Annotated in this window: 16 protein-coding genes; 11 read left to right on the forward strand and 5 right to left on the reverse strand. The window is 71.8% G+C overall.

Annotated features, from left to right (window positions below; all coding sequences use genetic code 11):
- Nucleotides 1–323: 323 nt before the first annotated feature.
- On the reverse strand, nucleotides 324–3,488 hold the full coding sequence (ileS, locus tag ACSMTC_RS27880; protein WP_436562459.1) for an isoleucine--tRNA ligase: 3,165 nt from the start codon (nucleotides 3,486–3,488) through the stop codon (nucleotides 324–326).
- Nucleotides 3,489–4,054: 566 nt separating this feature from the next.
- Here ileS and ACSMTC_RS27885 point away from each other — a divergent pair.
- From ACSMTC_RS27885 to ACSMTC_RS27900, 4 genes are all read left to right on the forward strand, one after another.
- On the forward strand, nucleotides 4,055–4,639 hold the full coding sequence (locus ACSMTC_RS27885; protein WP_436562460.1) for a TraR/DksA family transcriptional regulator: 585 nt from the start codon (nucleotides 4,055–4,057) through the stop codon (nucleotides 4,637–4,639).
- 219 nt (nucleotides 4,640–4,858) lie between these two features.
- Nucleotides 4,859–5,407 (forward strand): signal peptidase II, encoded by a 549-nt coding sequence (gene lspA, locus ACSMTC_RS27890; RefSeq protein WP_436562461.1) that lies wholly within the window; start codon nucleotides 4,859–4,861, stop codon nucleotides 5,405–5,407.
- Between the two features lie 79 nt (nucleotides 5,408–5,486).
- Nucleotides 5,487–6,425 (forward strand): RluA family pseudouridine synthase, encoded by a 939-nt coding sequence (locus ACSMTC_RS27895; RefSeq protein ID WP_436562462.1) that lies wholly within the window; start codon nucleotides 5,487–5,489, stop codon nucleotides 6,423–6,425.
- Between the two features lies 1 nt (nucleotide 6,426).
- On the forward strand, nucleotides 6,427–6,882 hold the full coding sequence (locus tag ACSMTC_RS27900) for a GNAT family N-acetyltransferase (RefSeq protein ID WP_436562463.1): 456 nt from the start codon (nucleotides 6,427–6,429) through the stop codon (nucleotides 6,880–6,882).
- Between the two features lie 70 nt (nucleotides 6,883–6,952).
- Here ACSMTC_RS27900 and ACSMTC_RS27905 read toward each other — a convergent pair whose 3' ends face one another.
- Nucleotides 6,953–7,972, reverse strand: coding sequence for a mechanosensitive ion channel family protein (locus tag ACSMTC_RS27905; protein ID WP_436562464.1), 1,020 nt, complete (start codon nucleotides 7,970–7,972; stop codon nucleotides 6,953–6,955).
- A 158-nt stretch (nucleotides 7,973–8,130) separates the two neighbouring features.
- Here ACSMTC_RS27905 and ACSMTC_RS27910 point away from each other — a divergent pair, with 158 nt between their 5' ends.
- From ACSMTC_RS27910 to dnaE, 4 genes are all read left to right on the forward strand, one after another.
- Complete coding sequence (locus ACSMTC_RS27910; RefSeq protein WP_436562465.1) at nucleotides 8,131–10,896, forward strand: alpha/beta fold hydrolase; 2,766 nt, start codon at nucleotides 8,131–8,133, stop codon at nucleotides 10,894–10,896.
- Nucleotides 10,893–11,747: an ABC transporter permease gene (locus tag ACSMTC_RS27915; protein WP_436562466.1), complete on the forward strand. Its 855-nt coding sequence runs from the start codon at nucleotides 10,893–10,895 to the stop codon at nucleotides 11,745–11,747. Before ACSMTC_RS27910 ends, ACSMTC_RS27915 begins: the two co-directional genes overlap by 4 nt.
- A 135-nt stretch (nucleotides 11,748–11,882) precedes the next feature.
- The gene (locus ACSMTC_RS27920) at nucleotides 11,883–12,476 is read left to right on the forward strand and encodes a dienelactone hydrolase family protein (RefSeq protein WP_436562467.1); all 594 of its coding nucleotides are present in this window, start codon (nucleotides 11,883–11,885) and stop codon (nucleotides 12,474–12,476) included.
- A 196-nt stretch (nucleotides 12,477–12,672) separates the two neighbouring features.
- Nucleotides 12,673–16,206 (forward strand): DNA polymerase III subunit alpha, encoded by a 3,534-nt coding sequence (gene dnaE / locus ACSMTC_RS27925; protein WP_436562468.1) that lies wholly within the window; start codon nucleotides 12,673–12,675, stop codon nucleotides 16,204–16,206.
- Between the two features lie 70 nt (nucleotides 16,207–16,276).
- Here dnaE and ACSMTC_RS27930 read toward each other — a convergent pair whose 3' ends face one another.
- Together ACSMTC_RS27930 and ACSMTC_RS27935 are read right to left on the reverse strand one after the other, a co-directional pair.
- Nucleotides 16,277–17,086: an RDD family protein gene (locus tag ACSMTC_RS27930; RefSeq protein WP_436562469.1), complete on the reverse strand. Its 810-nt coding sequence runs from the start codon at nucleotides 17,084–17,086 to the stop codon at nucleotides 16,277–16,279.
- Between the two features lie 142 nt (nucleotides 17,087–17,228).
- Complete coding sequence (locus tag ACSMTC_RS27935; RefSeq protein WP_436562470.1) at nucleotides 17,229–18,122, reverse strand: LysR family transcriptional regulator; 894 nt, start codon at nucleotides 18,120–18,122, stop codon at nucleotides 17,229–17,231.
- Nucleotides 18,123–18,194: 72 nt separating this feature from the next.
- Between ACSMTC_RS27935 and ACSMTC_RS27940 the strand changes: the two genes are divergently transcribed.
- On the forward strand, nucleotides 18,195–19,067 hold the full coding sequence (locus ACSMTC_RS27940; RefSeq protein WP_436562471.1) for a dihydrodipicolinate synthase family protein: 873 nt from the start codon (nucleotides 18,195–18,197) through the stop codon (nucleotides 19,065–19,067).
- A gap of 251 nt (nucleotides 19,068–19,318) precedes the next feature.
- Nucleotides 19,319–20,359: an aspartate-semialdehyde dehydrogenase gene (locus ACSMTC_RS27945; protein WP_436562472.1), complete on the forward strand. Its 1,041-nt coding sequence runs from the start codon at nucleotides 19,319–19,321 to the stop codon at nucleotides 20,357–20,359.
- A gap of 92 nt (nucleotides 20,360–20,451) precedes the next feature.
- On the opposite strand, the gene ACSMTC_RS27950 is transcribed toward ACSMTC_RS27945, so the two are convergent.
- Nucleotides 20,452–21,228 carry a hypothetical protein gene (locus tag ACSMTC_RS27950; protein WP_436562473.1) on the reverse strand — a complete coding sequence of 259 codons (777 nt, stop codon included), beginning with the start codon at nucleotides 21,226–21,228 and terminating at the stop codon, nucleotides 20,452–20,454.
- 185 nt (nucleotides 21,229–21,413) lie between these two features.
- Here ACSMTC_RS27950 and ACSMTC_RS27955 point away from each other — a divergent pair, with 185 nt between their 5' ends.
- Nucleotides 21,414–22,628: an NYN domain-containing protein gene (locus ACSMTC_RS27955; RefSeq protein WP_436562474.1), complete on the forward strand. Its 1,215-nt coding sequence runs from the start codon at nucleotides 21,414–21,416 to the stop codon at nucleotides 22,626–22,628.
- Nucleotides 22,629–22,739: the final 111 nt, after the last annotated feature.

The raw sequence follows: 22,739 nt of genomic DNA on the forward strand, positions 1-22,739 counted from the left end.
ACCGGCAGGGGCGCGCGGAACCGCGCGAGCACCCGGGGATGGCCTCCGGCAGGGCAGCCGATCACCTGGGGGCGCGAGGAGGCGGGCGAGCGGCGTGCTCCGAGTCGCGGGGGCCCGCTCATCTCCTCGCGCTACGGGGGAAGCCGGGGCGGTCCGGACCGGTCGCCGAGCTGCCGGGCAGGCTGCGAGATGCCGAGCGCCGCCGCACTCCGCCCGGCCCCTCGCGCGGTGCGGGGCGGACGGCCGTCGTGCGGTGGAAAGCGAACGGCCGGTGGCCGCCGTCTCCCGTGGAGGAGACGGCGGCCACCGGCCGTTTCGGTGCGTCAGGCCTTGCGGAGCTGGAAGGCGAGGCCGAGGCTGTCGTCGGAGAAGGTCTCCGACTCCCAGTCGGCGGCGCCGGCCGCGAAGTCGGTCGCGAGGACCTCTTCGGCGACCAGCCGGCCGTGCTCGGCGATGGCCTCGGCGGTCTCCTCGTCGGTGGCGCGCCAGCGGAGGACGATGCGGTCGGCGACGTCCAGGCCGGAGTTCTTCCGGGCCTCCTGGATCTGGCGGATGGCGTCGCGGGCGACGCCGAGCCGCTTGAGCTCCGGGGTGATGGCCAGGTCGAGGGCGACGGTGGCACCGGACTCGTTGGCGACGGCCCAGCCCTCGCGCGGGGTCTCGGTGATGATGACCTCGTCGGGGGAGAGCTCGATCTGTTCGCCGTTCAGTTCGACGCTCGCACTGCCGCTCGCGCGCAGCGCGGCGGCGAGGGCGGCGGCGTCCGCGGCGGCGATGACCTTGGCGACGTCCTGGACACCCTTGCCGAAGCGCTTGCCCAGCGCGCGGAAGTTGGCCTTGGCGGTGGTGTCCACCAGCGAGCCGCCGTCCGCCCCGGACGGGGACGACGCGGAGAGCGATTCGAGCACCGAGACGTTGAGCTCCTCGGCGATCTGCGCGCGCAGGTCCTCGGGCAGCTCCTCCCAGCCCTGAGCGGCGACCAGCGCCCGGGACAGCGGCTGACGGGTCTTCACACCGGACTCGGCGCGGGTGGCGCGGCCCAGCTCGACCAGCCTGCGGACCAGGGCCATGTGCCGGGAGAGCTCGGTGTCGATCAGCGACTCGTCCACGGCCGGCCACGCGGCGAGGTGCACCGAGAGCGGAGCCTCAGGGTCGACCGGGACGACCAGGTCCTGCCAGACCCGCTCGGTGATGAACGGGGTGAGCGGGGCCATCAGCTTGGTGACGGTCTCCAGCGCCTCGTGCAGGGTGGCGAGCGCGGCGGCGTCACCCTGCCAGAAGCGGCGACGTCCGCGCCGGACGTACCAGTTGGAGAGGTCGTCGACGAAGCCGGAGAGCAGCTTGCCGGCCCGCTGGGTGTCGTACGACTCCAGCGCGGCGTCCACCTCGCGGACCAGGGTGTTCAGTTCGGAGAGCACCCAGCGGTCCAGCTGCGGACGCGTCGCGGGGGCCGGGTCGTTCGCGGAGGGGGCCCAGCCGGTGGTGCGGGCGTACAGGGCCTGGAAGGCGACGGTGTTCCAGTAGGTGAGCAGCGTCTTGCGCACCACCTCCTGGATCGTGCCGTGGCCGACCCGGCGGGCCGACCAGGGCGAGCCGCCGGCCGCCATGAACCAGCGGACCGCGTCGGCGCCGTGCTCGTCCATCAGCGGGATCGGCTGCAGGATGTTGCCCAGGTGCTTGGACATCTTGCGGCCGTCCTCGGCGAGGATGTGGCCGAGGCAGACCACGTTCTCGTAGGAGGACTTGTCGAAGACCAGGGTGCCGACGGCCATCAGCGTGTAGAACCAGCCGCGGGTCTGGTCGATCGCCTCGGAGATGAACTGGGCCGGGTAGCGGCCCTCGAACACCTCCTTGTTCTGGTACGGGTAGCCGTACTGGGCGAAGGGCATCGAGCCCGAGTCGTACCAGGCGTCGATCACCTCGGGGACCCGGACCGCGGTGGCGGAGCACTGCGGGCAGGCGAAGGTGACGTCGTCGATGAACGGGCGGTGCGGGTCCAGGCCGCTCTGGTCGGTGCCGGTCAGCTCGGAGAGCTCGGCCAGCGAGCCGACGCAGGTGAGGTGGCCCTCCTCGCAGCGCCAGATCGGCAGCGGGGTGCCCCAGTAGCGGTTGCGGGAGAGCGCCCAGTCGATGTTGTTGTTCAGCCAGTCACCGAAGCGGCCGTGCTTGACGTTCTCGGGGAACCAGTTGGTGTTCTCGTTCTCCCGGATCAGGGCGTCCTTGACCGCGGTGGTGCGGATGTACCAGGACGGCTGCGCGTAGTACAGCAGCGCGGTGTGGCAGCGCCAGCAGTGCGGGTAGCTGTGCTCGTACGGGAGGTGGCGGAAGAGCAGGCCGCGCGAGTCGAGGTCGGCGACCAGGGTCTCGTCGGCCTTCTTGAAGAAGACACCGCCGACCAGCGGGACGTCGGTCGCGAAGGTGCCGTCCGCCTCGACCGGGTTGACCACCGGCAGACCGTACCTGCGGCAGGTCGCGAGGTCGTCCGCACCGAAGGCCGGGGACTGGTGGACGATACCGGTGCCGTCCTCGGTGGTGACGTAGTCGGCGTTGAGGACGAAGTGCGCGTCCTCGCCCCCCTCAACAGGAGGAATGTCCACCAGATCGAACGGGCGCCGGTAGGCCCAGTACTCCATCTCGGCGCCGGTGAAGCGCTGACCGGTGGGCTCGAAGCCGTCGCCGAGTGCCTTGCCGACCAGCTGCTCGGCGACGACCAGCTGCTCGTTGCCGTCGGTGGCCACCACATAGGTGACCTCGGGGTGCACGGCGGCGGCGGTGTTGGAGACCAGGGTCCACGGGGTGGTGGTCCAGACCAGCAGGGAGGCCTGGCCGGCCAGCGGGCCGCTGGTCAGCGGGAAGCGGACGAAGACCGAGGGGTCGACCACGGTCTCGTAGCCCTGGGCCAGTTCGTGGTCGGACAGGCCGGTGCCGCAACGGGGGCACCAGGGGGCGACCCGGTGGTCCTGGACCAGCAGGCCCTTGTCGAAGATCTGCTTGAGCGACCACCAGACCGACTGGATGTAGGAGGGGTCCATGGTCCGGTACGCCTCGTCGAGGTCGACCCAGTAGCCCATGCGCTCGGTGAGCTTGGCGAACTCGTCGGTGTGCCGGGTGACCGAATCGCGGCACTTGGCGTTGAACTCGGCGATGCCGTACCGCTCGATGTCCTGCTTGCCGGAGAAGCCCAGCTCCTTCTCGACGGCCAGCTCGACCGGGAGGCCGTGGCAGTCCCAGCCGGCCTTGCGGGCGACGTGGTAGCCCTTCATGGTCCGGTAGCGCGGGAAGACGTCCTTGAAGACGCGGGCCTCGATGTGGTGGGCGCCCGGCATGCCGTTGGCGGTCGGGGGGCCCTCGTAGAAGACCCACTCCGGGCGGCCCTCGGACTGCTCCAGGCTGCGCTGGAAGACTTTGCTGTCACGCCAGAAGCTCAGGATCTGGTGCTCGAGGGCAGGCAGGTCCACCTGCGCGGGGACGGGGTTGTAGGTGCTCATCGCGGGTGTCTACCTCCGGCGGATGCTTGGACTGGATCCTCCGGAGGGACGAGACGGCGAGCCGTCCCGCGGTACCACCCTCCTTGACCGCGGTACTGCTGGTCGCGGCCCTCTTGTTTGGGTTCTGCTGCCGGTTCTACTTGGCCCAGTGGCCGTTCTTCCGGCGGCTCAGGGTGATCTTCCCGCCGCGCACACCCCCGGGCTCGCACCGTCCCCGGGTCGCTCATGGCTGCGTACGTCGGTACTCGTCCCGTCAGCGCCTCGCAGGCTCAGTGTATCCGGCCTCGTGTCCGGCCTCACAAGTCGAATTCGAGGTGGGGCCGACGGGCGCCGTGACCCGCCGTCCCGCCTCCGGCCGCGCCGCCGCCGGGGTGCGGTTAGCGGATGACGATCTGGGCACAACTTGGTCAGCAACCCGCTGGGGCGGCAGCGGCGGCTGCTCGGGTGGGTTGAAAACGAGGCATCGGTATGTCCCGTTGTGACCGGATTCGTAGGGGATTATCGTTCCGGCACTGGAGGCCGCCGGGAACCGGCGGTTCATTTCGTTCGTAGATGAGGTCGAAGCCATGGCTGACAAGGCAATCGGCGGTACCGCCACCAAGCGGGCACGCAAGGCCGTGGCGGGCGACCCAGGGGAGGGGACCGTGACCACTGCACGGCACAAGACCAGCACCACGACCGGCCACGCTGCCACCACCACCCGCAACCACACCCCGGTGGGCACCGGAGCCCGGGGCGGCGCCGAGTCGGTGGACCCGGCGGAGCTGCCCGTCCGACCCGGTGAGGACCCCTGGACCTCGGCCGAGGTCGCCGAACTGCACGCCGAGCTGAACGACGAGCTGGAGCGGCTGCGGGCCGAGATCGAGGCCGCCGAGGCCGCCATCACCGGCCTGATGCGCGACTCCAACGACGGCGCGGGGGACGACCAGGTCGACGCCGGCACCAAGAACATCAACCGGGAGAGCGAGCTCGCGCTCGCCAACAACGCCCGCGACAGCCTCGCCCAGGCCGAGCGGGCGCTGGCCCGCCTCGAGGGTGTGGGCTTCGGCGTCTGCGAGTCCTGCGGCCAGGCGGTCGGCAAGGCCAGACTGCAGGCGTTCCCGCGGGCCACCCTCTGCGTCAGCTGCAAGGCGAAGCAGGAGCGCAGGTAGCCGACGCCTTCGCGCCTCCTCGACCGGATCGCTGTGTCGGCCGGGTCGAAGTGGACCTGGGGGTCCGGCGTTGCCGTACGCTCGACCCCGTAACGTCGGCCCTCTTTCCCCCAGCCCTCGGCCGGGGGTAACCCCTAGGCAGCGGAGCGGATCATCAGTACGCCAGGTTCCCCCCAGACCCAGGACGACTCCGTCCCGACCGCGTCCGTGGAGGCCGCCGTGGACGAGCCAGTCGGTGCCACCGCCGCCGGAGCGGTAGCGGGAGCCGTCCGGCGCCGCCGGATCGGCGTGCTGCTGCTCATCGCGCTCTTCGCCTACCTGGTCGACCTGGGCAGCAAGGTGCTCGTGGTGGCCCGGCTGGAAGGCCACCAGGCGATCCAGGTGATCGGTGACGTGGTCACCCTCCAGGTGATCCGCAACGGGGGCGCGGCCTTCGGCATGGGCCAGGCGATGACGGTCGTCTTCACCATGATCGCCTCTGCCGTGATCGTGGTGATCTGGCGGATCGCCCGCAAGCTCTACAGCCTCCCCTGGGCGATCGCGCTCGGCCTGCTGCTCGGCGGTGCGCTCGGCAACCTCACCGACCGGCTGTTCAGGACCCCCGAGGTCTTCCGCGGGCACGTGGTCGACTTCATCTCGGTGCAGCACTTCGCGGTCTTCAACCTGGCCGACTCGGCCATCGTCTGCGGCGGCATCCTGGTGGTCCTGCTCTCCTTCCGCGGCAGCAACCCGGACGGGACCGTCCACCAGGCCGGCAAGGGGGAGTAGGGCCCAGCCCGGCGGCGGGGGCGCGGGCCGCCCCGGTGGGCGGTCCGGGCGGGGTCCGTGTTCCGGCATACTCGTACGGGTGAGTACCGCAGCGCAGACCCGCAGCCTCCCCGTACCCGACGGCCTGGAGGGCGAGCGACTCGACGCCGCCCTCGCCCGGATGTTCGGCTTCTCCCGGACCAAGGCCGCCGAGCTGGCCGCCGACGGCAAGGTCACGCTCGACGGGGCCAGGGCAGGCAAGTCGGACCGGGTGATGGCCGGCAGCTGGCTGGAGGTCGAGATCCCGGCTCCCGCCGCACCCGTGCAGATCGTCGCCGAGGCCGTCGAGGGCATGCGGATCGTGCATGACGACGACGACATCGTGCTGATCGACAAGCCGGTCGGGGTGGCCGCGCACCCCAGCCCGGGCTGGACCGGCCCGACCGTGATCGGCGGCCTGGCCGCCGCCGGGTACCGGATCTCCACCTCGGGCGCGGCCGAGCGGCAGGGCATCGTGCACCGTCTGGACGTCGGCACCTCCGGTCTGATGGTGGTCGCCAAGTCCGAGCGCGCGTACACCGACCTCAAGCGGCAGTTCCACGACCGGATCACCGAGAAGCGCTACAACACCCTGGTCCAGGGCCACCCCGACCCGCTGAGCGGCACCGTGGACGCGCCGATCGGCCGCCACCCCAGCTCGGACTGGAAGTGGGCGGTGACCAGGGACGGCAAGCCCTCGGTCACCCACTACGACCTGATCGAGGCGTACCGGGCGGCCTCGCTGCTGGACATCAAGCTGGAGACCGGCCGTACCCACCAGATCCGGGTGCACATGTCGGCGCTGCGCCACCCCTGCGTCGGGGACATCACCTACGGCGCCGACCCGACGCTGGCCAAGCGCCTCGGGCTGACCCGGCAGTGGCTGCACGCCGTCGCGCTCGGCTTCGAGCACCCGGCGGACGGCCAGTGGGTCGAGTTCACCAGCTCCTACCCGGCCGACCTGCAGAAGGCCCTGGACATCATCGCCTCGGAGAGCTGAGATGGCGCGGATCCGGGTCGCCGCGACCGAGGACGAGCTGGCACTGGTCTACGGCGTCCGGCGCGAGGTCTTCGTCGACGAGCAGGACGTGCCCGCGGAGCTGGAGTACGACGAGCTCGACGCGACCTCGGTGCACCTGCTGGCGCGGGCCGAGGACGGCTCGCCGCTCGGGACCGGCCGGCTGATCCACGGTGAGCAGGCGCTGGAGCTGACCGGCCGCCAGGGCCGGGTGCTGCTCGGGCGGCTCGCCGTGGTCAGGACCGCCCGGGGGACCGGGCTGGGCGCCGAGCTGGTCCGCGCGATCGAGCGGGAGGGTCGTGAGCGCGGCGGAGTGGAGCTCGAACTGCACGCTCAGGTAAGGGCGTTGGGGTTCTACGAGCGGCTCGGCTATGTCGCCGAGGGGCCGGTCTACGACGACGCCGGGATACCGCACCGGACGATGACCCGGGTGCTCTGAGGGACTTCGTACGGACCGGGGGCCGCGGGCGGACTGCCCGCGGCCCCACGTCCAGCGCTGCCGCCGGGCCTCACTCCTCGCCGGTGCGGACCCGGGGGAGGGCGTACGGGTGCTCCTCGCGGAGGTAGGCGAACAGGTGCTCGCGCACCTCGAAGCGGAGGGCGGCCGCGTCGTCCGGGGTCCGGGCCGTCATGGCGGCCCGGATGACCAGGGTGCTCGGGGTGGAGTCGGTGACCTGGAGGGACCACTCCATGCCGTCCCAGAGCGGTGAGTCCACCAGGAACCGGTGCAGGACGGCGCGCAGCACCTCGACCGGTGTGGTGTGGTCGAGGTGCAGCAGCACCCAGGCGAGCAGACCCGGGTCCTTGCGGGTCCAGTTCTCGAAGGGCTTGCTGACGAAGTAGGAGACCGGGACGATCAGGCGGCGGTAGTCCCAGAGCCGTACCACCAGGTAGGCGAGGGTGATCTCCTCCACGGTGCCCTGCTGGTTGTCCACCAGCACGGTGTCGCCGATCCGCACGGTGTCGCCGAAGGCGATCTGCAGACCGGCGAAGAAGTTGCCCAGGGTGCTCTGGGCGGCGATGCCGGCGACGATGCCCAGGAGGCCGGCCGAGGCCAGCAGGCTGGCACCGACGGTGCGCATGGCGTGGAAGGTCAGCAGCATCACCGCCGCGGTGACCACGGCGATCACGGCGCTGACCACCCGGCGCAGCATGCTGATCTGGGTCCTGACCCGCTGCACCCGGGCCGCGTCGTCGGTGATGCTCTCGTAGCGGCCGAGCACCGCCTCCAGCGCCGCCGCCACGATCCTGACGGTCAGCCAGCCCAGGCTGGCGATCAGGAGCAGCAGGACGGTGTGGTGCAGACCACCGTCGCGTACGGCGAAGAGCCGCTCCAGGGGGCGTCCGGTCAGCAGCAGTCCGGCGGCGACGACCAGTTGGAGCGGTACCCGGCAGCGGCGCAGCAGCGGCCAGACCGGTGTCTGCGGGTGGCGGGTGGCGACCCGCTGCAGCACCTGGTCGACGATCCAGCCGACCGCCAGGGTGACGGCGACGACGGCGAGCAGGGTGGCGAGCGGCCAGAGCAGCACGGGACACCTCGACGAGGTCGGCACCGGGTGATCTTCCGGGGTGGTTCGCACCATATCCCGTGGATTCGTCCCACCCGGTGATTGGCGTCAGGTGAGGGCGTTCCGGGGTGCGGGGGCTTACAGGTTCCCTACCCGAGAGACGGATAGGATCGCTGCCCATGGGCTTCGGTGGGGCATGGCGCCGCTGGCGCGGACGGCTGACGACCCGCAGGGTGCTGGCCGGCTCGGTGGCGCTGGTACTGCTGGCCGGGGGCGGCACGGCCGCGGTGGCGGCCGGGTCCGGCGAGGCCGCGGTGCACCAGGAGGATCGTTTCCTCGACATGCCCGAGACTCCGGGCAGCAAGCAGACCGTCCGGCTGGACACCTCCTTCTTCACCACCGGCGGCAGCCCCCGTCCGGCCGTCCTGCTGGCACACGGGTTCGGCGGCAGCAAGGACGACGAGCGCGCCCGGGCCCAGCAGCTGGCCCGCTCCGGGTACGCAGTACTGACCTGGTCGGCGCGCGGTTTCGGGGCCTCCGGCGGCCGGATCGGACTGGACGCGCCGGACCGGGAGATCGAGGACGTCAAGCACCTGGTCGACTGGCTGGCCACGCGCCCCGAGGTGCAGCTGGACGCCCCGGGCGACCCCAGGGTCGGGATCACCGGTGCCTCGTACGGCGGCGCCGCCGCGCTGCTGGCGGCGGCGTACGACCCCCGGATCGACGCGGTGGCCAGCGGGATCACCTGGTGGAACCTGGCGGACGCGCTCTTCCCGCAGGGCGTCCGGGGGAGCGGCGCGGCCGACGGGGTGTTCAAGAAGCTCTGGGCCGGGATCTTCTTCACCACCGGTTCGGCCGGGGACCTGACCGCGCCTTCCGCCAAGCGGCAGGGCGGAGCCCCGGGCCCGGTGGGCTGCGGACGCTTCCTGGACTCGCTCTGCGCGATGTACGACCGGATCGCCACCGCCGGCCACGCGGACGCCGACGCGATCGCCACCCTGGAGCGGTCCAGCCCGTCCTCGGTGGCCTCGCGGATCAAGGTGCCCACCCTGGTGGTGCAGGGGCAGCAGGACTCGCTCTTCCCGCTGGACCAGGGCGACGCCATCGCCAAGGCGGTCGCCGCCAACGGCGCGCCGGTCGACGTCGACTGGTTCGCCGGGGGCCATGACGGCGGCACCGAGGGCAGCGCCCGGACGGACGGCCGGGTGACCGCCTGGTTCGACCACTACCTGAAGCACGCCGGGAACGACACCGGCCCGGCCTTCCGGGTCACCCGGACCGGCGGGGTCGACTCCACCGGCTTCCAGGCCGTGCTGCGCGGCGCCGACGCCGACGGCTACCCCGGCCTGTCCGGTACGGGCTCGCGCGGCATCAAGCTCACCGGCCGGCCCCAGGACGTCGCCAACCCGCCCGGCGGTGCGCCGCCGAACATCTCCACACTTCCGGGAATCGGCGCGCTCTCCCAGTTCGCCTCGGTCGGCGGCGGGCTCTCGGTGGACTTCCCCGGCCAGTTCGCCTCCTTCGACTCCGCGCCGCTGGACACCGGCCTGCACCTGACCGGCGCACCCAGGGTCTCCGTCCACGTCCAGGCCGACCGGCCCGACGCGGTGCTGTTCGCGAAGCTGTACGACGTCGCCCCGGACGGCAGCAGGCAGCTGCCCCAGCAGCTGGTCGCCCCGCTGCGGGTGACCGGCGCGGACGCGCCCGGCGGACGGACCGTCGAGATCGCCCTGCCCGCCGTGGACCACGGCTTCGAGGCCGGGCACCGGCTCAGGTTGGTGCTGGCCTCCACCGACCTGGCGTACGCCTCGCCCGCCCAAGCCGCCACCTACCGGATCTCGGTGGCGTCGCCGCTGACCGTGCCCACCGTGGCGGGGCTGCGCACCGAGGCGGCCCCGCTGCCGGTGCGGACCTGGCTGCTGCCGCTGGGCGCCGTGGTGCTGGCCGCGCTGCTGCTGTTCGGCCGCCGGCTGCGCCCGCGCCGGGAGCGCAGGCCGGCACCCGATCCGGCCCTGGCCGAAGTCCCGCTGCAGATCAGCTCGTTGAGCAAGCGCTACCACGGGGCGGCGGACCGGTACGCGGTCCGGGACCTGAGCTTCAGGGTGGAGCAGGGCCAGGTGCTCGGCCTGCTCGGCCCCAACGGCGCCGGTAAGACCACCACGCTGCGGATGCTCATGGGCCTGATCCGGCCGGACGCCGGGGAGATCAGGCTCTTCGGGCACGCGGTGCGCCCCGGCGCGCCCGTCCTCTCCAGGGTGGGCTCCTTCGTGGAGGGCGCCGGCTTCCTGCCGCACCTCACCGGCCGGGCCAACCTGCACCTGTACTGGCGGGCCACCGGCCGCCCGGCCGAGGACGCCCACTTCGAGGAGGCCCTGGCCATCGCGGACCTGGGCGAGGCACTGGACCGCGCGGTGCGCACCTACTCCCAGGGCATGCGCCAGCGCCTGGCGATCGCACAGGCCATGCTCGGGCTGCCGGACCTGCTGATCCTGGACGAACCCACCAACGGTCTCGACCCGCCGCAGATCCGCGAGATGCGCGAGGTGATGATCCGGTACGCCGCCGCCGGACGCACCGTCATCGTCTCCAGCCACCTGCTCTCCGAGGTGGAGCAGAGCTGTACCCACCTGGTGGTGATGGACCGGGGCCGGCTGGTCAGCGCGGGCGCCGTCGCCGAGATCGTCGGGGCGGGCGAGCTGCTGCTGGTCGGCACCCCGGCCGACTACCCGGCACACCGGCTGGCGGCGGCCGCCGAGAAGGCGGCCGCACTGGCGGGCGTCGGCTCGGTCTCGGCGGTGGAGCGGGGCCTGCTGGTGCGGCTGGACGGCATGACGGCCGGTCAGCTGGTCGCCGAGCTGGTCGGGCTGGATGTCCCCGTGGAACGGGTCGGGCCGCACCGGCGGCTGGAGGACGCGTTCCTGTCCCTGATCGGAGGCTCGGCGTGAGCACCTTGGCGGCTGACCACGCGGCGGGGTACCGGGCCGGCCGGACCCTGCCGCTGCGGGTGGAGATCGTCCGCCAGCTGCGGCGGCGGCGCACCCTGGTGATGACCGGGGTGCTGGCGGCGATGCCGCTGGTCATCCTGGCGGCGTTCCAGATCGGCGGCACCCCGAGCCGGCCGGACCGCACCACCTTCATCGAGCTGGCCACCGCCTCCGGGCCCAACTTCGCCGCCACCATGCTCTTCATGGGCACCGGCTTCATGCTGGTCATCCCGGTCGCGCTGTACTGCGGGGACACCGTGGCCTCCGAGGCCGGCTGGTCCTCGCTGCGCTACCTGCTGGCCGCGCCGGTGCCCAGGGCCAGGCTGCTGCTGCGCAAGTTCACGGTCGGGCTGCTCTTCTCGGCGGCCACCATCGTGCTGCTGCCGCTGCTCGGCCTGGCGGTGGGCACCGCCGCGTACGGCTGGGGCGACCTGAAGCTGCCCACCGGGGTCAGCCTGCCCGCCTCGGCGGCGCTGCCCCGGCTGGCGATCGCGGTGCTCTTCGTCCTGCTCAGCGAACTGGGCGTCGCCGCACTGGCGTTCTGGCTGTCGACGGTGACCGACGCCCCGCTCGGCGCGGTCGGCGGGGCGGTGTTCATCACGATCGTCACCGGGGTGCTGGACGCGGTCACCGCGCTCGGCTCGCTGCGCGAGTGGCTGCCCGCGCACTGGCAGTACTCCTGGGCGGACGCACTGCAGCCCCAACTGGAGTGGGGCGGCATGGTCCAGGGCGTCTCGCTCTCGGTCAGCTACGCGATCGTGCTGCTCGCCCTCGCCTTCCGGGGGTTCGCCCGCAAGGACGTGGTGTCGTAGCGGACGCGCCGCTCGGGCGGGGCCTCCACCGCGCGCGGCCGGTCCGGCCCGGGAGCCGGGTGGCTGCCCCGCGGTGTCAGAGGGATGGGCGATGATGGTCGGGACCGTGGTGTCTGTCAGTGAAGGATCGAATCCGTGGCCCAGATCGTGCTCATCCACTCCGCCTACGGACTGCGTCCTGCGGTGTCGGCCGCTGCCGAGCGACTGCGTGCGGCCGGGCACGTGGTGCACACCCCCGACCTGTACGAGGGACGGGTCTTCGAGGACGTCGAGGCCGGGATGGCCTACCGGGACGAGGTGACCAACGACGAGCTGCTGCGGCGGGCCATCAAGGCGGTCGCTCCGCTGCTGAGCGCGGGCGCGGGCACCGAGCAGGGGCTGGTGTACGCCGGGTTCTCGCTCGGCGGGGCGCTGGCGCAGAACCTGGCGCTGGCGGACGAGCGGGCCCGGGGCCTGCTGCTCCTGCACGGCACCTCGGACATCCGGGAGGACGCGCGGACCGGGATCCCCGTCCAGCTGCACGTGGCCGAGCCCGACCCGTTCGAGCCCGAGGACTGGCTGAACACCTGGTACCTGCTGATGACCCGGGCCGGTGCCGACGTCGAGGTCCACCGCTACCACGGTGCCGGCCACCTCTACACCGACCCCGAGCTGCCGGACTACGACGCCGAGGCCGCCGAGCTGACCTGGGCCGCCGCACTGGACTTCCTGGCGGAACTGGACGGCTGACCGGCCGGTCCGGGGTCCGGGAGCCGCCCACGGCGGCGGCCCCGGACCCGCTCCGGGAGGTGCGGCAGGGAAGCACGGTGAAGGACTAGACTCGTTGGCGCGGATGCGAAAGTCGTGGTCCGGGCCCTGAGAGTGGCTCGGGCCTTACGTGTTTCACCGCCCCGTGATCCAGTACCGAGACCCCGGAGGCCCCGCCTTGAGCGACCAGCCGTACGCGCATCTGCACGTCCACACCGAGTACTCGATGCTGGACGGTGCCGCGCGGCTGAAGCAGCTGTTCAAGGAGGTCGACCGGCTGGGCATGACCCATGTGGCGATGACCGACCACGGGAACATGTTCGGCGCGGCCGAGTTCCACAAGCAGGCCAAGGACGCCGGGATCACCCCGGTGATCGGCATCGAGGCGTACGTCGCACCCGAGGCCCGCCACAACACCAAGCGCATCCTCTGGGGCCAGCCGCACCAGAAGAGGGACGACGTCTCCGCGTCCGGTGCGTACACCCACAAGACCATCTGGGCCCGTGACAGGCAGGGCCTGCACAACCTGTTCCGGCTGAGCTCCCGCTCCTACGCCGAGGGCTGGCTGGTCAAGTGGCCCCGGATGGACAAGGAGATCATCGCCGAGCACGCCGGCGGCCTGATGGCCTCCACCGGCTGCCCCTCGGGCGAGCTCCAGACCAGGCTGCGGCTGGGCCAGTTCGACGAGGCGCTCAGGTCGGCCGCCGAGTACCAGGAGATCTTCGGCAAGGAGAACTACTTCCTGGAGCTGATGGACCACGGCCTGGACATCGAGAAGCGGGTCCGCGACGGTCTGATCGAGATCGGCAGGAAGCTCGGCATCCCGCCGGTGGTCACCAACGACTCGCACTACACCACCGAGGCCGACGCCACCGCCCACGACCTGCTGCTCTGCGTCCAGACCGGCAAGAACCTCTCCGACCCGGACCGGTTCAGGTTCGACGGCACCGGCTACTACATCAAGTCCGCCGCCGAGATGTACGCCGTCGACTCCTCCGAGGCCTGGCAGGAGGGCTGCCGCAACAGTCAGCTGCTGATCGCCGAACGGGTCGACACGGCCGGCATGTTCGAGTTCCGCAACCTGATGCCGCGCTTCCCGGTGCCGGAGGGCTTCGACAGCGAGGACGCCTTCTTCCGCGCCGAGGTGTGGAAGGGCATGGACCGCCGCTTCCCGAACGGCTACGACGAGGAGCACCGCCGGCAGGCCGAGTACGAGATGAACACCATCTGCCAGATGGGGTTCCCGGCGTACTTCCTGGTGGTCGCCGACTTCATCATGTGGGCCAAGAACAACGGGATCGCGGTCGGCCCGGGCCGTGGTTCGGCGGCCGGCTCGCTGGTCGCCTACGCGATGGGCATCACCGACCTCGACCCGATCCCGCACGGGCTGATCTTCGAGCGCTTCCTCAACCCCGAGCGCGTCTCGATGCCCGACATCGACGTCGACTTCGACGAGCGCCGGCGCGCCGACGTGATCCGCTACGTGTCCGACAAGTGGGGCGCCGACAAGGTCGCCATGATCGTCACGTACGGCACCATCAAGGCCAAGGCCGCCATCAAGGACACCTCGCGCGTCCTCGGCTACCCGTACGCGATGGGCGACCGGATCACCAAGGCGATGCCGCCGGACGTCATGGGCAAGGGCATCCCGCTCTCCGGCATCACCGACAGCTCGCACCCGCGCTACAGCGAGGCCGGTGAGATCCGCGGCCTGTACGAGAACGACCCGGACGTCAAGAAGGTCATCGACACCGCGCGCGGTATCGAGGGCCTGATCCGCCAGCCCGGTGTGCACGCGGCCGGTGTCATCATGTCCGCCGAGCCGCTGGTCGACCACATCCCGGTCTGGACCCGGCACACCGACGGTGTGACCATCACGCAGTTCGACTATCCGACCTGTGAGGGCCTCGGCCTTCTCAAGATGGACTTCCTCGGCCTGCGCAACCTCACCATCATGGACGACGCCGTCAAGGCGATCGAGAAGAACAAGGGCGTCAGGATCGACCTGCTCGAGCTGCCGCTCGACGACAAGCCCGCGTACGAACTCCTCGCCCGGGGCGACACGCTGGGCGTCTTCCAGCTCGACGGCGGGCCGATGCGCTCGCTGCTGCGCCTGATGAAGCCCGACAACTTCGAGGACATCTCCGCGGTTCTCGCGCTGTACCGACCGGGCCCGATGGGCGTCAACTCGCACACCAACTACGCCCTGCGCAAGAACGGCCAGCAGGAGATCACCCCGATCCACCCGGAGCTGGAGGAGCCGCTCAAGGAGATCCTGGAACCCACCTACGGCCTGATCGTCTACCAGGAGCAGGTGCAGAAGGCCGCGCAGATCCTGGCCGGCTACTCGCTCGGCCAGGCGGACCTGCTGCGCCGGGCCATGGGCAAGAAGAAGAAGGAGATCCTGGACGCGGAGTTCATCCCGTTCCAGAAGGGCTGCCGCGAGCGCGGCTACTCGGACGCGGCCATCCAGGCCGTCTGGGACGTCCTGGTCCCCTTCTCCGGCTACGCGTTCAACAAGGCGCACACCGCCGGGTACGGACTGGTCTCCTACTGGACCGCCTACCTCAAGGCCAACTACCCGGCCGAGTACATGTCCGCGCTGCTCACCTCGGTCAAGGACGACAAGGACAAGTCGGCCGTCTACCTCAACGAGTGCCGCAAGATGGGCATCCAGGTGCTCCCGCCGGACGTCAACGAGTCGGACGCGGACTTCACCCCGCACGGCAGCGAAACCGTGCGATTCGGTCTGACCGCCGTCCGCAACGTCGGCGGTCCGGTGGTGGAGTCGATGATCCGCACCCGGAAGGCCAAGGGGAAGTACGTCTCCTTCCCGGACTTCCTGGACAAGGTCGAGTCGGTGGTCTGCAACAAGCGGACGGTCGAATCCCTCATCAAGGCGGGCGCGTTCGACTCGCTCGGGCACACCCGCAAGGGACTGAGCGCCCAGTTCGAGCCGATGATCGACAACGTGGTCGGGATCAAGCGCAAGGAGGCCGAGGGGCAGTTCGACCTGTTCGGCGGGGATGCCACCAGCGACGAGCCGAGCTTCGGCCTCGACGTGGTGTTCTCCGAGGAGGAGTGGGACAAGGGCTTCCTGCTCACCCAGGAGCGGGAGATGCTCGGTCTCTACGTCTCCTCGCACCCGCTGCACGGCATCGAGCACGTCCTCACCGAGAAGGCCGACTGCGCCGTCGCCGACCTCGCCGAGCGCCCCGACGGCGCCATCGTCACCATCGGCGGCATCATCTCGGGCCTCCAGCGGAAGATGACCAAGCAGGGCAACGCCTGGGCCATCGCCACCGTGGAGGACCTGGCCGGTTCGATCGACTGCATGTTCTTCCCGGCCAGCTACCAGCTGGTCTCCTCCCAACTGGTCGAGGACACCGTGGTGTTCGTCCGCGGCAAGCTGGACAAGCGGGAGGACGTACCGCGGCTGATGGGCATGGAGCTGTCCGTGCCGGACCTCGCCAACGCGCACGCCGAGGCGCCGATCGTCATCTCGATCCCGAGCGGGAAGATCACCCCGCCGCTGGTGGCCCGGCTCGGTGAGGTACTCGCCCACCACCGGGGCACCACGGAGGTGCGGCTGCGCCTGGAGGGGGAGCGGCAGACCACGGTGCTCCGGCTCGACCGGCACCGGGTGAAGTCGGATCCGGCGCTCTTCGGGGATCTCAAGCAGCTGCTCGGGCCCAGCTGCCTGGCGAGCTAGCGGAAGCGGGGAGCCGCGCGAACGGCCACCTTCGTGGTGGTCCGTTCGCGCGGCTCCCCGCGCCCGTGCGCTAGCCCTCCTTGACGACGAGGGTCCTGGCGGCCTTGTCGTGGAGGCACTGCTGGAGCGGCTTGTCCCACAGGTGCCAGAGGACGTTGAGGATCCAGAAGAGCGTGCCGAGGCAGTAGACGGCCAGCGGGAGCGAGAAGACCGCCGCCCTGGTCCAGAGCGCGCCGTCGGCCGGGCGGCCGCCCTGGGCCAGGTCCACCGCCCGGATCTTCATGACCTTCTTGCCGACCGTCTGGCCGCCCTGGGTCAGCAGCATCGCGGCCTCGTACCCGAAGTTCACCAGGCCGGCCGCGAGGTAGTACAGGATGCCGCTCTGCGCTGCCAGCAGCACGTACAGCACCAGGGTGGGGATCAGCAGGACCGCGGTGTCGATCAGCCGGGCCAGGAAGCGGTCACCGGCGGAGGCCAGGGTCCTGGTCCCGGGCGTGACCGCGCCGTACGGGCCGGGGGCGGACAGCCAGTGCGGCCAGTTGGCCTGCGGGGCGCCGCCGTAGGGCGGTGGTGGCGGAGCGCCGTACGGCTGCTGCGGGGCACCGTACGGCTGTTGCGGTGCGCCGTACTGTTGCTGAGGTGCGCCGTACGGTTGCTGCGGGGCACCGTACGCCTGCTGGTCGTACGGCGACTGCGGTGGCGGTGGTGCCTGGTCGTACGGCGACTGAGGCGGTGGTGGCGGCGGCTGCTGCGGGTAGCCGTACGGCTGTTGCGGCGGTGTGCCGCCGTGGCCGGGCCGGCCCTGCGGGGGCTGCTGCCCATAGGGGTTCTGCTGAGGATCTGTCGGATATCCGTAGCCCGACGGCTCGTTGGCGCTCATATCCCCCGGCTCGTTTCGTGGGGTCTCCGTGACCGCAGTTCTATCGGGCCTGGACTCCGCATGGGGAAAACTGGACCAAATCGTTACCCACTCACCGATATGACGCGCGGTCGATCCGACGTCCGGTCAACCCCGCTCGGCCTCAGGCGGAACGGCCACCCAGTCCGGCCGGGACTGCGGTGTGCAGGGCGGCGATGAAGGCGGCCACGGCCGGGTGCGCACCGGCTCCGGCGCGGAACGCGGTACGGGTGCGCCGGTACATCGGCAGCCGGGTGAGGACCACCCCCGGATGCGCGCCCTCGGTCACCCCGAGGTGCGGGACCAGGGCCACCCCCTGGCCGGCCGCCACCAGGGCCAGCACGGTGGTGAAGTCGTCGATCCAGTGCCTGACCTGAGGGGTGAACCCCGCCGCCTCGCAGGCACGTTGGGCCATCGTGTGGCAGAGCGTGCCGAGCGGCGCCATGATCCACGGCGCGTCCCGGTGCTCGGCGAGCCCGCCCTGGGAGAGCGCGGCGAGGTACATCGGTTCGGTGAACAGCGGCGCGGTGACCGCCAGCCCCGGCTCCGGTTCGGCCGGGACCAGGTCGTACTCGTGGACCAGTGCCACGTCCAGCTCACCCGCCCGCACCGCGGCGGCCACCCCGGCCGGGTCCACCTCGGTCACCATCGGCACCAACCCCGGGTGGCGGCCTGCCAGTTCGGCCAGCGCGGCCGGGATGATCGCGCGGGCGGCCGACGGATAGGTCCCGATCCGCAGCGGACCCGCCAGCCCCTGGCGCGCGTGCGCCAGCTCCGCCCCCGCCTGCTCGAGCCGCTCCAGCACCGCCTCCGCGTGCCGGACCAGGTTCCGCCCGGCCGGGGTCAGCGAGACCCGCCGCCCGGTGCGCTCCAGCAGTGGCACCCCGGCCTCGCGCTCCAGCGCCGACAGCTGCTGGGAGACCGCCGACGGACTGAAGGAGAGCGAGTCGGCGACCGCGGCGATGGTCCCGAGGTGGGCGAGTTCGCGCAGCAGGCGCAGACGGCGGACGTCGAGCATCAGGCCACCTTACGAGAAGCTTCGGAAATGTGAACTGGACCTGCACGGTACCTGGGCCGCAGGCTCTGAGACATGGAACTGCACGGGATCTACGTACCGCTGATCACACCGTTCGAGCAGGACGGCTCGGTCGCCGCCGGGGCACTGGAGCGGCTGGCCCACTCGATGCTGGACCAGGGGGCCGCCGGGCTGGTCGCGCTCGGCACCACCGCCGAGCCCGCCACCCTGGACGAGGACGAGCGGCGCACCGTCACCGAGGTCTGCGCCAGGGTCTGCCGGGAGCGCGGCGCCACGCTGATCGTGGGCGCGGGCGGCAACGACACCAGGCGCAGCGCCGAGCAGCTCGCCGGCCTGACCGGGGCGGACGCGGCGCTGGTCACCGTCCCGGCCTTCACCCGTCCGGGCGAGGCGGGGGTGCTGGCGCACTTCGAGTACCTGGCCGAGCGCAGCGCCGTACCGCTGGTCGTGTACCACATCCCCTACCGCACCGGGCAGGCGCTCGGCACCGCCACCCTGCGCCGGCTGCTGTCGCTGCCCGGGATCGCGGGGGTCAAGTACGCCGTGGGCGGGATCGACGAGGGCACCGTCGAACTGCTCGCGAACGGCGGCACCGGGGTGCTGGGCGGGGACGACACGGTGTTCTCGCCGCTGCTCGCGCTGGGCGCCGCCGGCGGCATCCTGGCCTCGGCGCACCTGGCCACCGGGCGGTTCACGGAGCTGGTGGACCTCTGGCGCAAGGGCGACGCGGTACCGGCCAGGGAGCTGGGACACCGGCTCGCGGCACTCTCGGGGGCGCTCTTCGCGGGCCCCAACCCGACGGTGATCAAGGGGGTGCTGCACGCGCGGGGAGTGATCCCCACCCCGGCGGTGCGGCTGCCGCTGCTCGCGGCGGAGGCGGCGCCGGTCGGCCGGGCGCTGGAACTGCTCGCGGAACTCGACGACTGACCGCGGCCGGGACCGGGGAAAGGCGCCGCCCCCGGCGCGGAAGCGGGTTCCCCGCCAGGCGTTCCAGGCGCCCTTGAATGTTCGTCCCGCGTCCCTGAGGCTCACCATGACCGCCCTTGCGGCGAAGCCCCTCGGGGAGCCCCCGGCCGGTGACCACAGGGTGGGACGAATCTCGGATCGGGGCTCCGACCAGGCATGATGGGCCATGTGCGGGGCCAGACCGAGCACAGCAGAACAACAGGAGGAGTCCGATGAGGATCGGCATCGTAGGAGCCACCGGCCAGGTCGGCAGCGTGATGCGCCGCGTACTGGCCGAGCGCAACTTCCCGGTGGAGCAGCTGAGGCTCTTCGCCTCGGCCCGCTCGGCCGGTCAGACCCTGGAGTGGCAGGGCACCACGATCACCGTCGAGGACGCCGCCACGGCCGACTACAGCGGCCTGGACATCGTGCTCTTCTCGGCCGGCGGCGCCACCTCCAAGGCGCTGGCGCCCAAGGTCGCCGCGGCGGGCGCCGTCGTGATCGACAACTCCTCGGCCTGGCGCCGCGACCCCGAGGTCCCGCTGGTGGTCGCCGAGGTGAACCCGCACGCGATCCCCGACCGCCCCAAGGGCATCATCGCCAACCCGAACTGCACCACCATGGCCGCGATGCCGGTGCTGCGCCCGCTGCACCGGGAGGCCGGCCTGGTCTCCCTGGTGGTCTCCACCTACCAGGCGGTCTCCGGCAGCGGCCTCGCCGGCGTGGCCGAGCTGCAGGAGCAGGCGGTCAAGATGGTGGACGACGCCCAGGCGCTGGTCCACGACGGGTCGGCCGCCGAGTACCCCGAGCCGCAGGTCTACAAGCGCCCGATCGCCTTCAACGTGGTGCCGCTGGCCGGCTCGATCGTGGAGGACGGCTCCTCGGAGACCGACGAGGAGCAGAAGCTCCGCCACGAGAGCCGCAAGATCCTGGAGATCCCCGGGCTGAAGGTCTCCGGCACCTGCGTCCGGGTCCCGGTCTTCACCGGCCACTCGCTGCAGGTCAACGCCCGCTTCGCGGCCGGGATCACCCCGCAGCGCGCGGCCGAGCTGCTGGCGGACGCGCCCGGCGTCGAGCTGTCCGAGATCCCGACCCCGCTGCAGGCGGCCGGCCAGGACCCGACCTACGTGGGCCGGATCCGGGCGGACGAGACGGTCGAGCACGGCCTGTCGCTCTTCCTCTCCAACGACAACCTGCGCAAGGGCGCCGCGCTCAACGCCGTCCAGGTGGCCGAGCTGGTCGCCGCCGAGCTCCAGGGCCACCAGGACTCGTAGGGCGGTTCCCGACGGACGCGCCGAGCGGACCGTCGGACAAGCCCTGACCGGGTGCCGGGCCTCCCGAGGAGGCCCGGCACCCGCGGGCCGGGTCAGGCCTGGGGATGCGGCGCGACGGAGACCGTGAGCGGGGACGAGACCGCGTTCCCCGTCCACTTGTCGCCGGGGGAGTACCACTGGTACTCGCCCGAGGCCGTGGCCCGGACCTTCGCGCTGACGGTGCCGGTGGCGTCCGAGAGGGCGGTGGCGACCGTGGTCCAGTGGGAACTGCCGTGCGGGCGGAACTGGAGATAGGCCGTCCCGCCCTCGTAGCCGTGGTACCTGTTGTCGCTCCAGAACGCCCGGTTCAGCCAGCCCTTGACCGTCAGCTCCTCGCCCGCGGTGGCGTGCTGGGGCACGTTGTAACCGGAGATCCGGGCCGCCCGCTTGAGTGAGAAACCGCCCGCGGTCTGGTTGACGTAGCGGTCGCCGTCATTGGCGTTCACCTTGAGGTCCACGAACCAGGTGCCGGCCTCGTCGTTGAAGACGTCCTTCCTGGCCGGGTCGACCGTCGCCGTGCCCCGGCAGACCGAGACGGTGTGCGAGGTCGGCGAGCACGTCATCGGGCTGACCTTCAGCACCCCGTACGAAGGCCCCCAGACGCCGATCGGGGACACCGACCGGATGCCGGAGTCGTCCTCGGCCGTCACCTCCACCGGGAAGGTGACCGGCTCGGTCGGGCCGACCAGGACCGTACGGCCCTCGTTGACGGTGATCCCGAGCACCCGGGTGTCGCCCCGTGAGGTGTCGGTGGTGACGGTGGGGACCAGCAGTACCGCTCCCGCTACCAGGACGCCTGCCGTGGACAGGACCACGATTCTCTTCCGCATCAATCCCTCAGTATTGCCAGTGGCCGAGCCCGCTCCCGCCACGCATGATCCGTCCGGACGGTTCACCGCCCGATCGGAGGGTAAGGAAGTGCGCAACGGTAGTGCGGTCCGGGGTCCAGCGCCCCCGCAGGGTGCCCGGCGCACCTCCGGTCACCGGTGGCCGACCCGGAGAAGAGGTGCGGATCATGGACCGCTGCGTCGTCCTCGTGGACGCCGGATACCTGCTGGGAGCAGCCGCCAGCCTACTGGCCGGAGAACCCTCCCGGTCCCGGGTGGCGGTGGACCACACCGCTCTGATCGCCGCCCTGCGGGCCCGCGCCGAGGCGGAGACCGGCCTCCCGCTGCTCAGGATCTACTGGTTCGACGCCGCACCGGACCGCCGGCCGCTGCCCGAGCACCGCAGGCTCCGGGTACTGCCCCGGGTCACCGTACGGCTGGGCGCGCTCACCAGAGCGGAGGGCCGCTGGGTGCAGAAGGGCGTGGACGCCGTGATGCACGCCGAGCTCGCCGAACTCGCCCGCAACCGCGCCTGCGCCGATGTGGTGCTGGTCACCGGGGACGGCGACCTGCTGCCCGGCATGATGTCCGCCAAGGAACACGGCGTGGTCGTCCACCTCTGGGCGCTGCAGGCCGCCGACGGCGACTTCAACCAGTCCGAGGACCTGGTCGGTGAGGCGGACGAGCGCCGGGTCCTGGACCGCGAGTGGATCGAGGCCTGGGTACGGCTGCGCGAGGCCGCACCCGCGCACCCGCTCGGCGAGCCCCGTCCCGAGATCGCCCAGCTGCTCGCCGCCCCGCCCGCCGCGGGCCACCCCGGGCACCCGGTCGCCCCGGTCCACCCGGAGCAGCCCGCCGCCCTCGCCGACGAGCCCCGGCAGGCCGCCCTCAAGGTGGTACCGACCCCCAGGGACCTCGCCCACCGGACCACCGCCCCCGCGCCCCCCGTCGCACCCGTGCCCGCCTCGATCGTGCTGCGCTGGTCGTCCGAGCGCGGCTGGGTGGACCGGCCGGCCCCGGAGAGCCACGGCGCCGCCGACAGCCTCCCGATACTGGCCCAGCTCACCACGGCCGAGCAGCGCTGGACCGACCGCGAGGAGGACATCACCAGCATCGGCGGCGACGCCCACGAGGTCGGACAGGTCTTCGCCCGGCGCTGGATCGACCGGATCGGCTCGCCCACCCGGCTCACCCCGCTGTGGGCCGACTACCCGCGCATCCCGCACCGGCTGGACGGTGAGCTGCTCCGCTACGCCGCCCGCTTCGGCCTGCTCGCGCACAAGGACGACCAGATCGACGAGCACGACCGCTACGCGATCCGGGCCGGCTTCTGGAAGGAGCTCGCCGCCCGGGTGCCGGGAGGCGAGCCCCTGGCCGCCGCCGAGGGCCGCACGGACGGCTGAGTGCCGACGGGCGGCCCGGGGCCGGTGCGGGGGCGGCGATGGTGATTGCGGCCCCCTTGTCCTGATCTGCTCTGCCAGCGCGTAGAGTCTTCGACCGTGAGCGACACCGAC

The sequence above is a fragment of the Kitasatospora sp. HPM-01-4 genome (assembly GCF_051374625.1).
Classification (GTDB): Bacteria; Actinomycetota; Actinomycetes; order Streptomycetales; family Streptomycetaceae; genus Kitasatospora.

Bases quoted from the DNA above. Each gene is read 5' to 3' on its own strand.
- ACSMTC_RS27955 (WP_436562474.1), top strand. From the start codon at position 21,414: ATGGACCGCTGCGTCGTCCTCGTGGACGCCGGATACCTGCTGGGAGCA.
- ACSMTC_RS27950 (WP_436562473.1), bottom strand. From the start codon at position 21,228: ATGCGGAAGAGAATCGTGGTCCTGTCCACGGCAGGCGTCCTGGTAGCG.
- ACSMTC_RS27910 (WP_436562465.1), top strand. From the start codon at position 8,131: ATGGGCTTCGGTGGGGCATGGCGCCGCTGGCGCGGACGGCTGACGACC.
- ACSMTC_RS27935 (WP_436562470.1), bottom strand. From the start codon at position 18,122: ATGCTCGACGTCCGCCGTCTGCGCCTGCTGCGCGAACTCGCCCACCTC.
- ACSMTC_RS27945 (WP_436562472.1), top strand. From the start codon at position 19,319: ATGAGGATCGGCATCGTAGGAGCCACCGGCCAGGTCGGCAGCGTGATG.
- ACSMTC_RS27900 (WP_436562463.1), top strand. From the start codon at position 6,427: ATGGCGCGGATCCGGGTCGCCGCGACCGAGGACGAGCTGGCACTGGTC.
- ileS (WP_436562459.1), bottom strand. From the start codon at position 3,488: ATGAGCACCTACAACCCCGTCCCCGCGCAGGTGGACCTGCCTGCCCTC.
- ACSMTC_RS27940 (WP_436562471.1), top strand. From the start codon at position 18,195: ATGGAACTGCACGGGATCTACGTACCGCTGATCACACCGTTCGAGCAG.
- ACSMTC_RS27930 (WP_436562469.1), bottom strand. From the start codon at position 17,086: ATGAGCGCCAACGAGCCGTCGGGCTACGGATATCCGACAGATCCTCAG.
- ACSMTC_RS27885 (WP_436562460.1), top strand. From the start codon at position 4,055: ATGGCTGACAAGGCAATCGGCGGTACCGCCACCAAGCGGGCACGCAAG.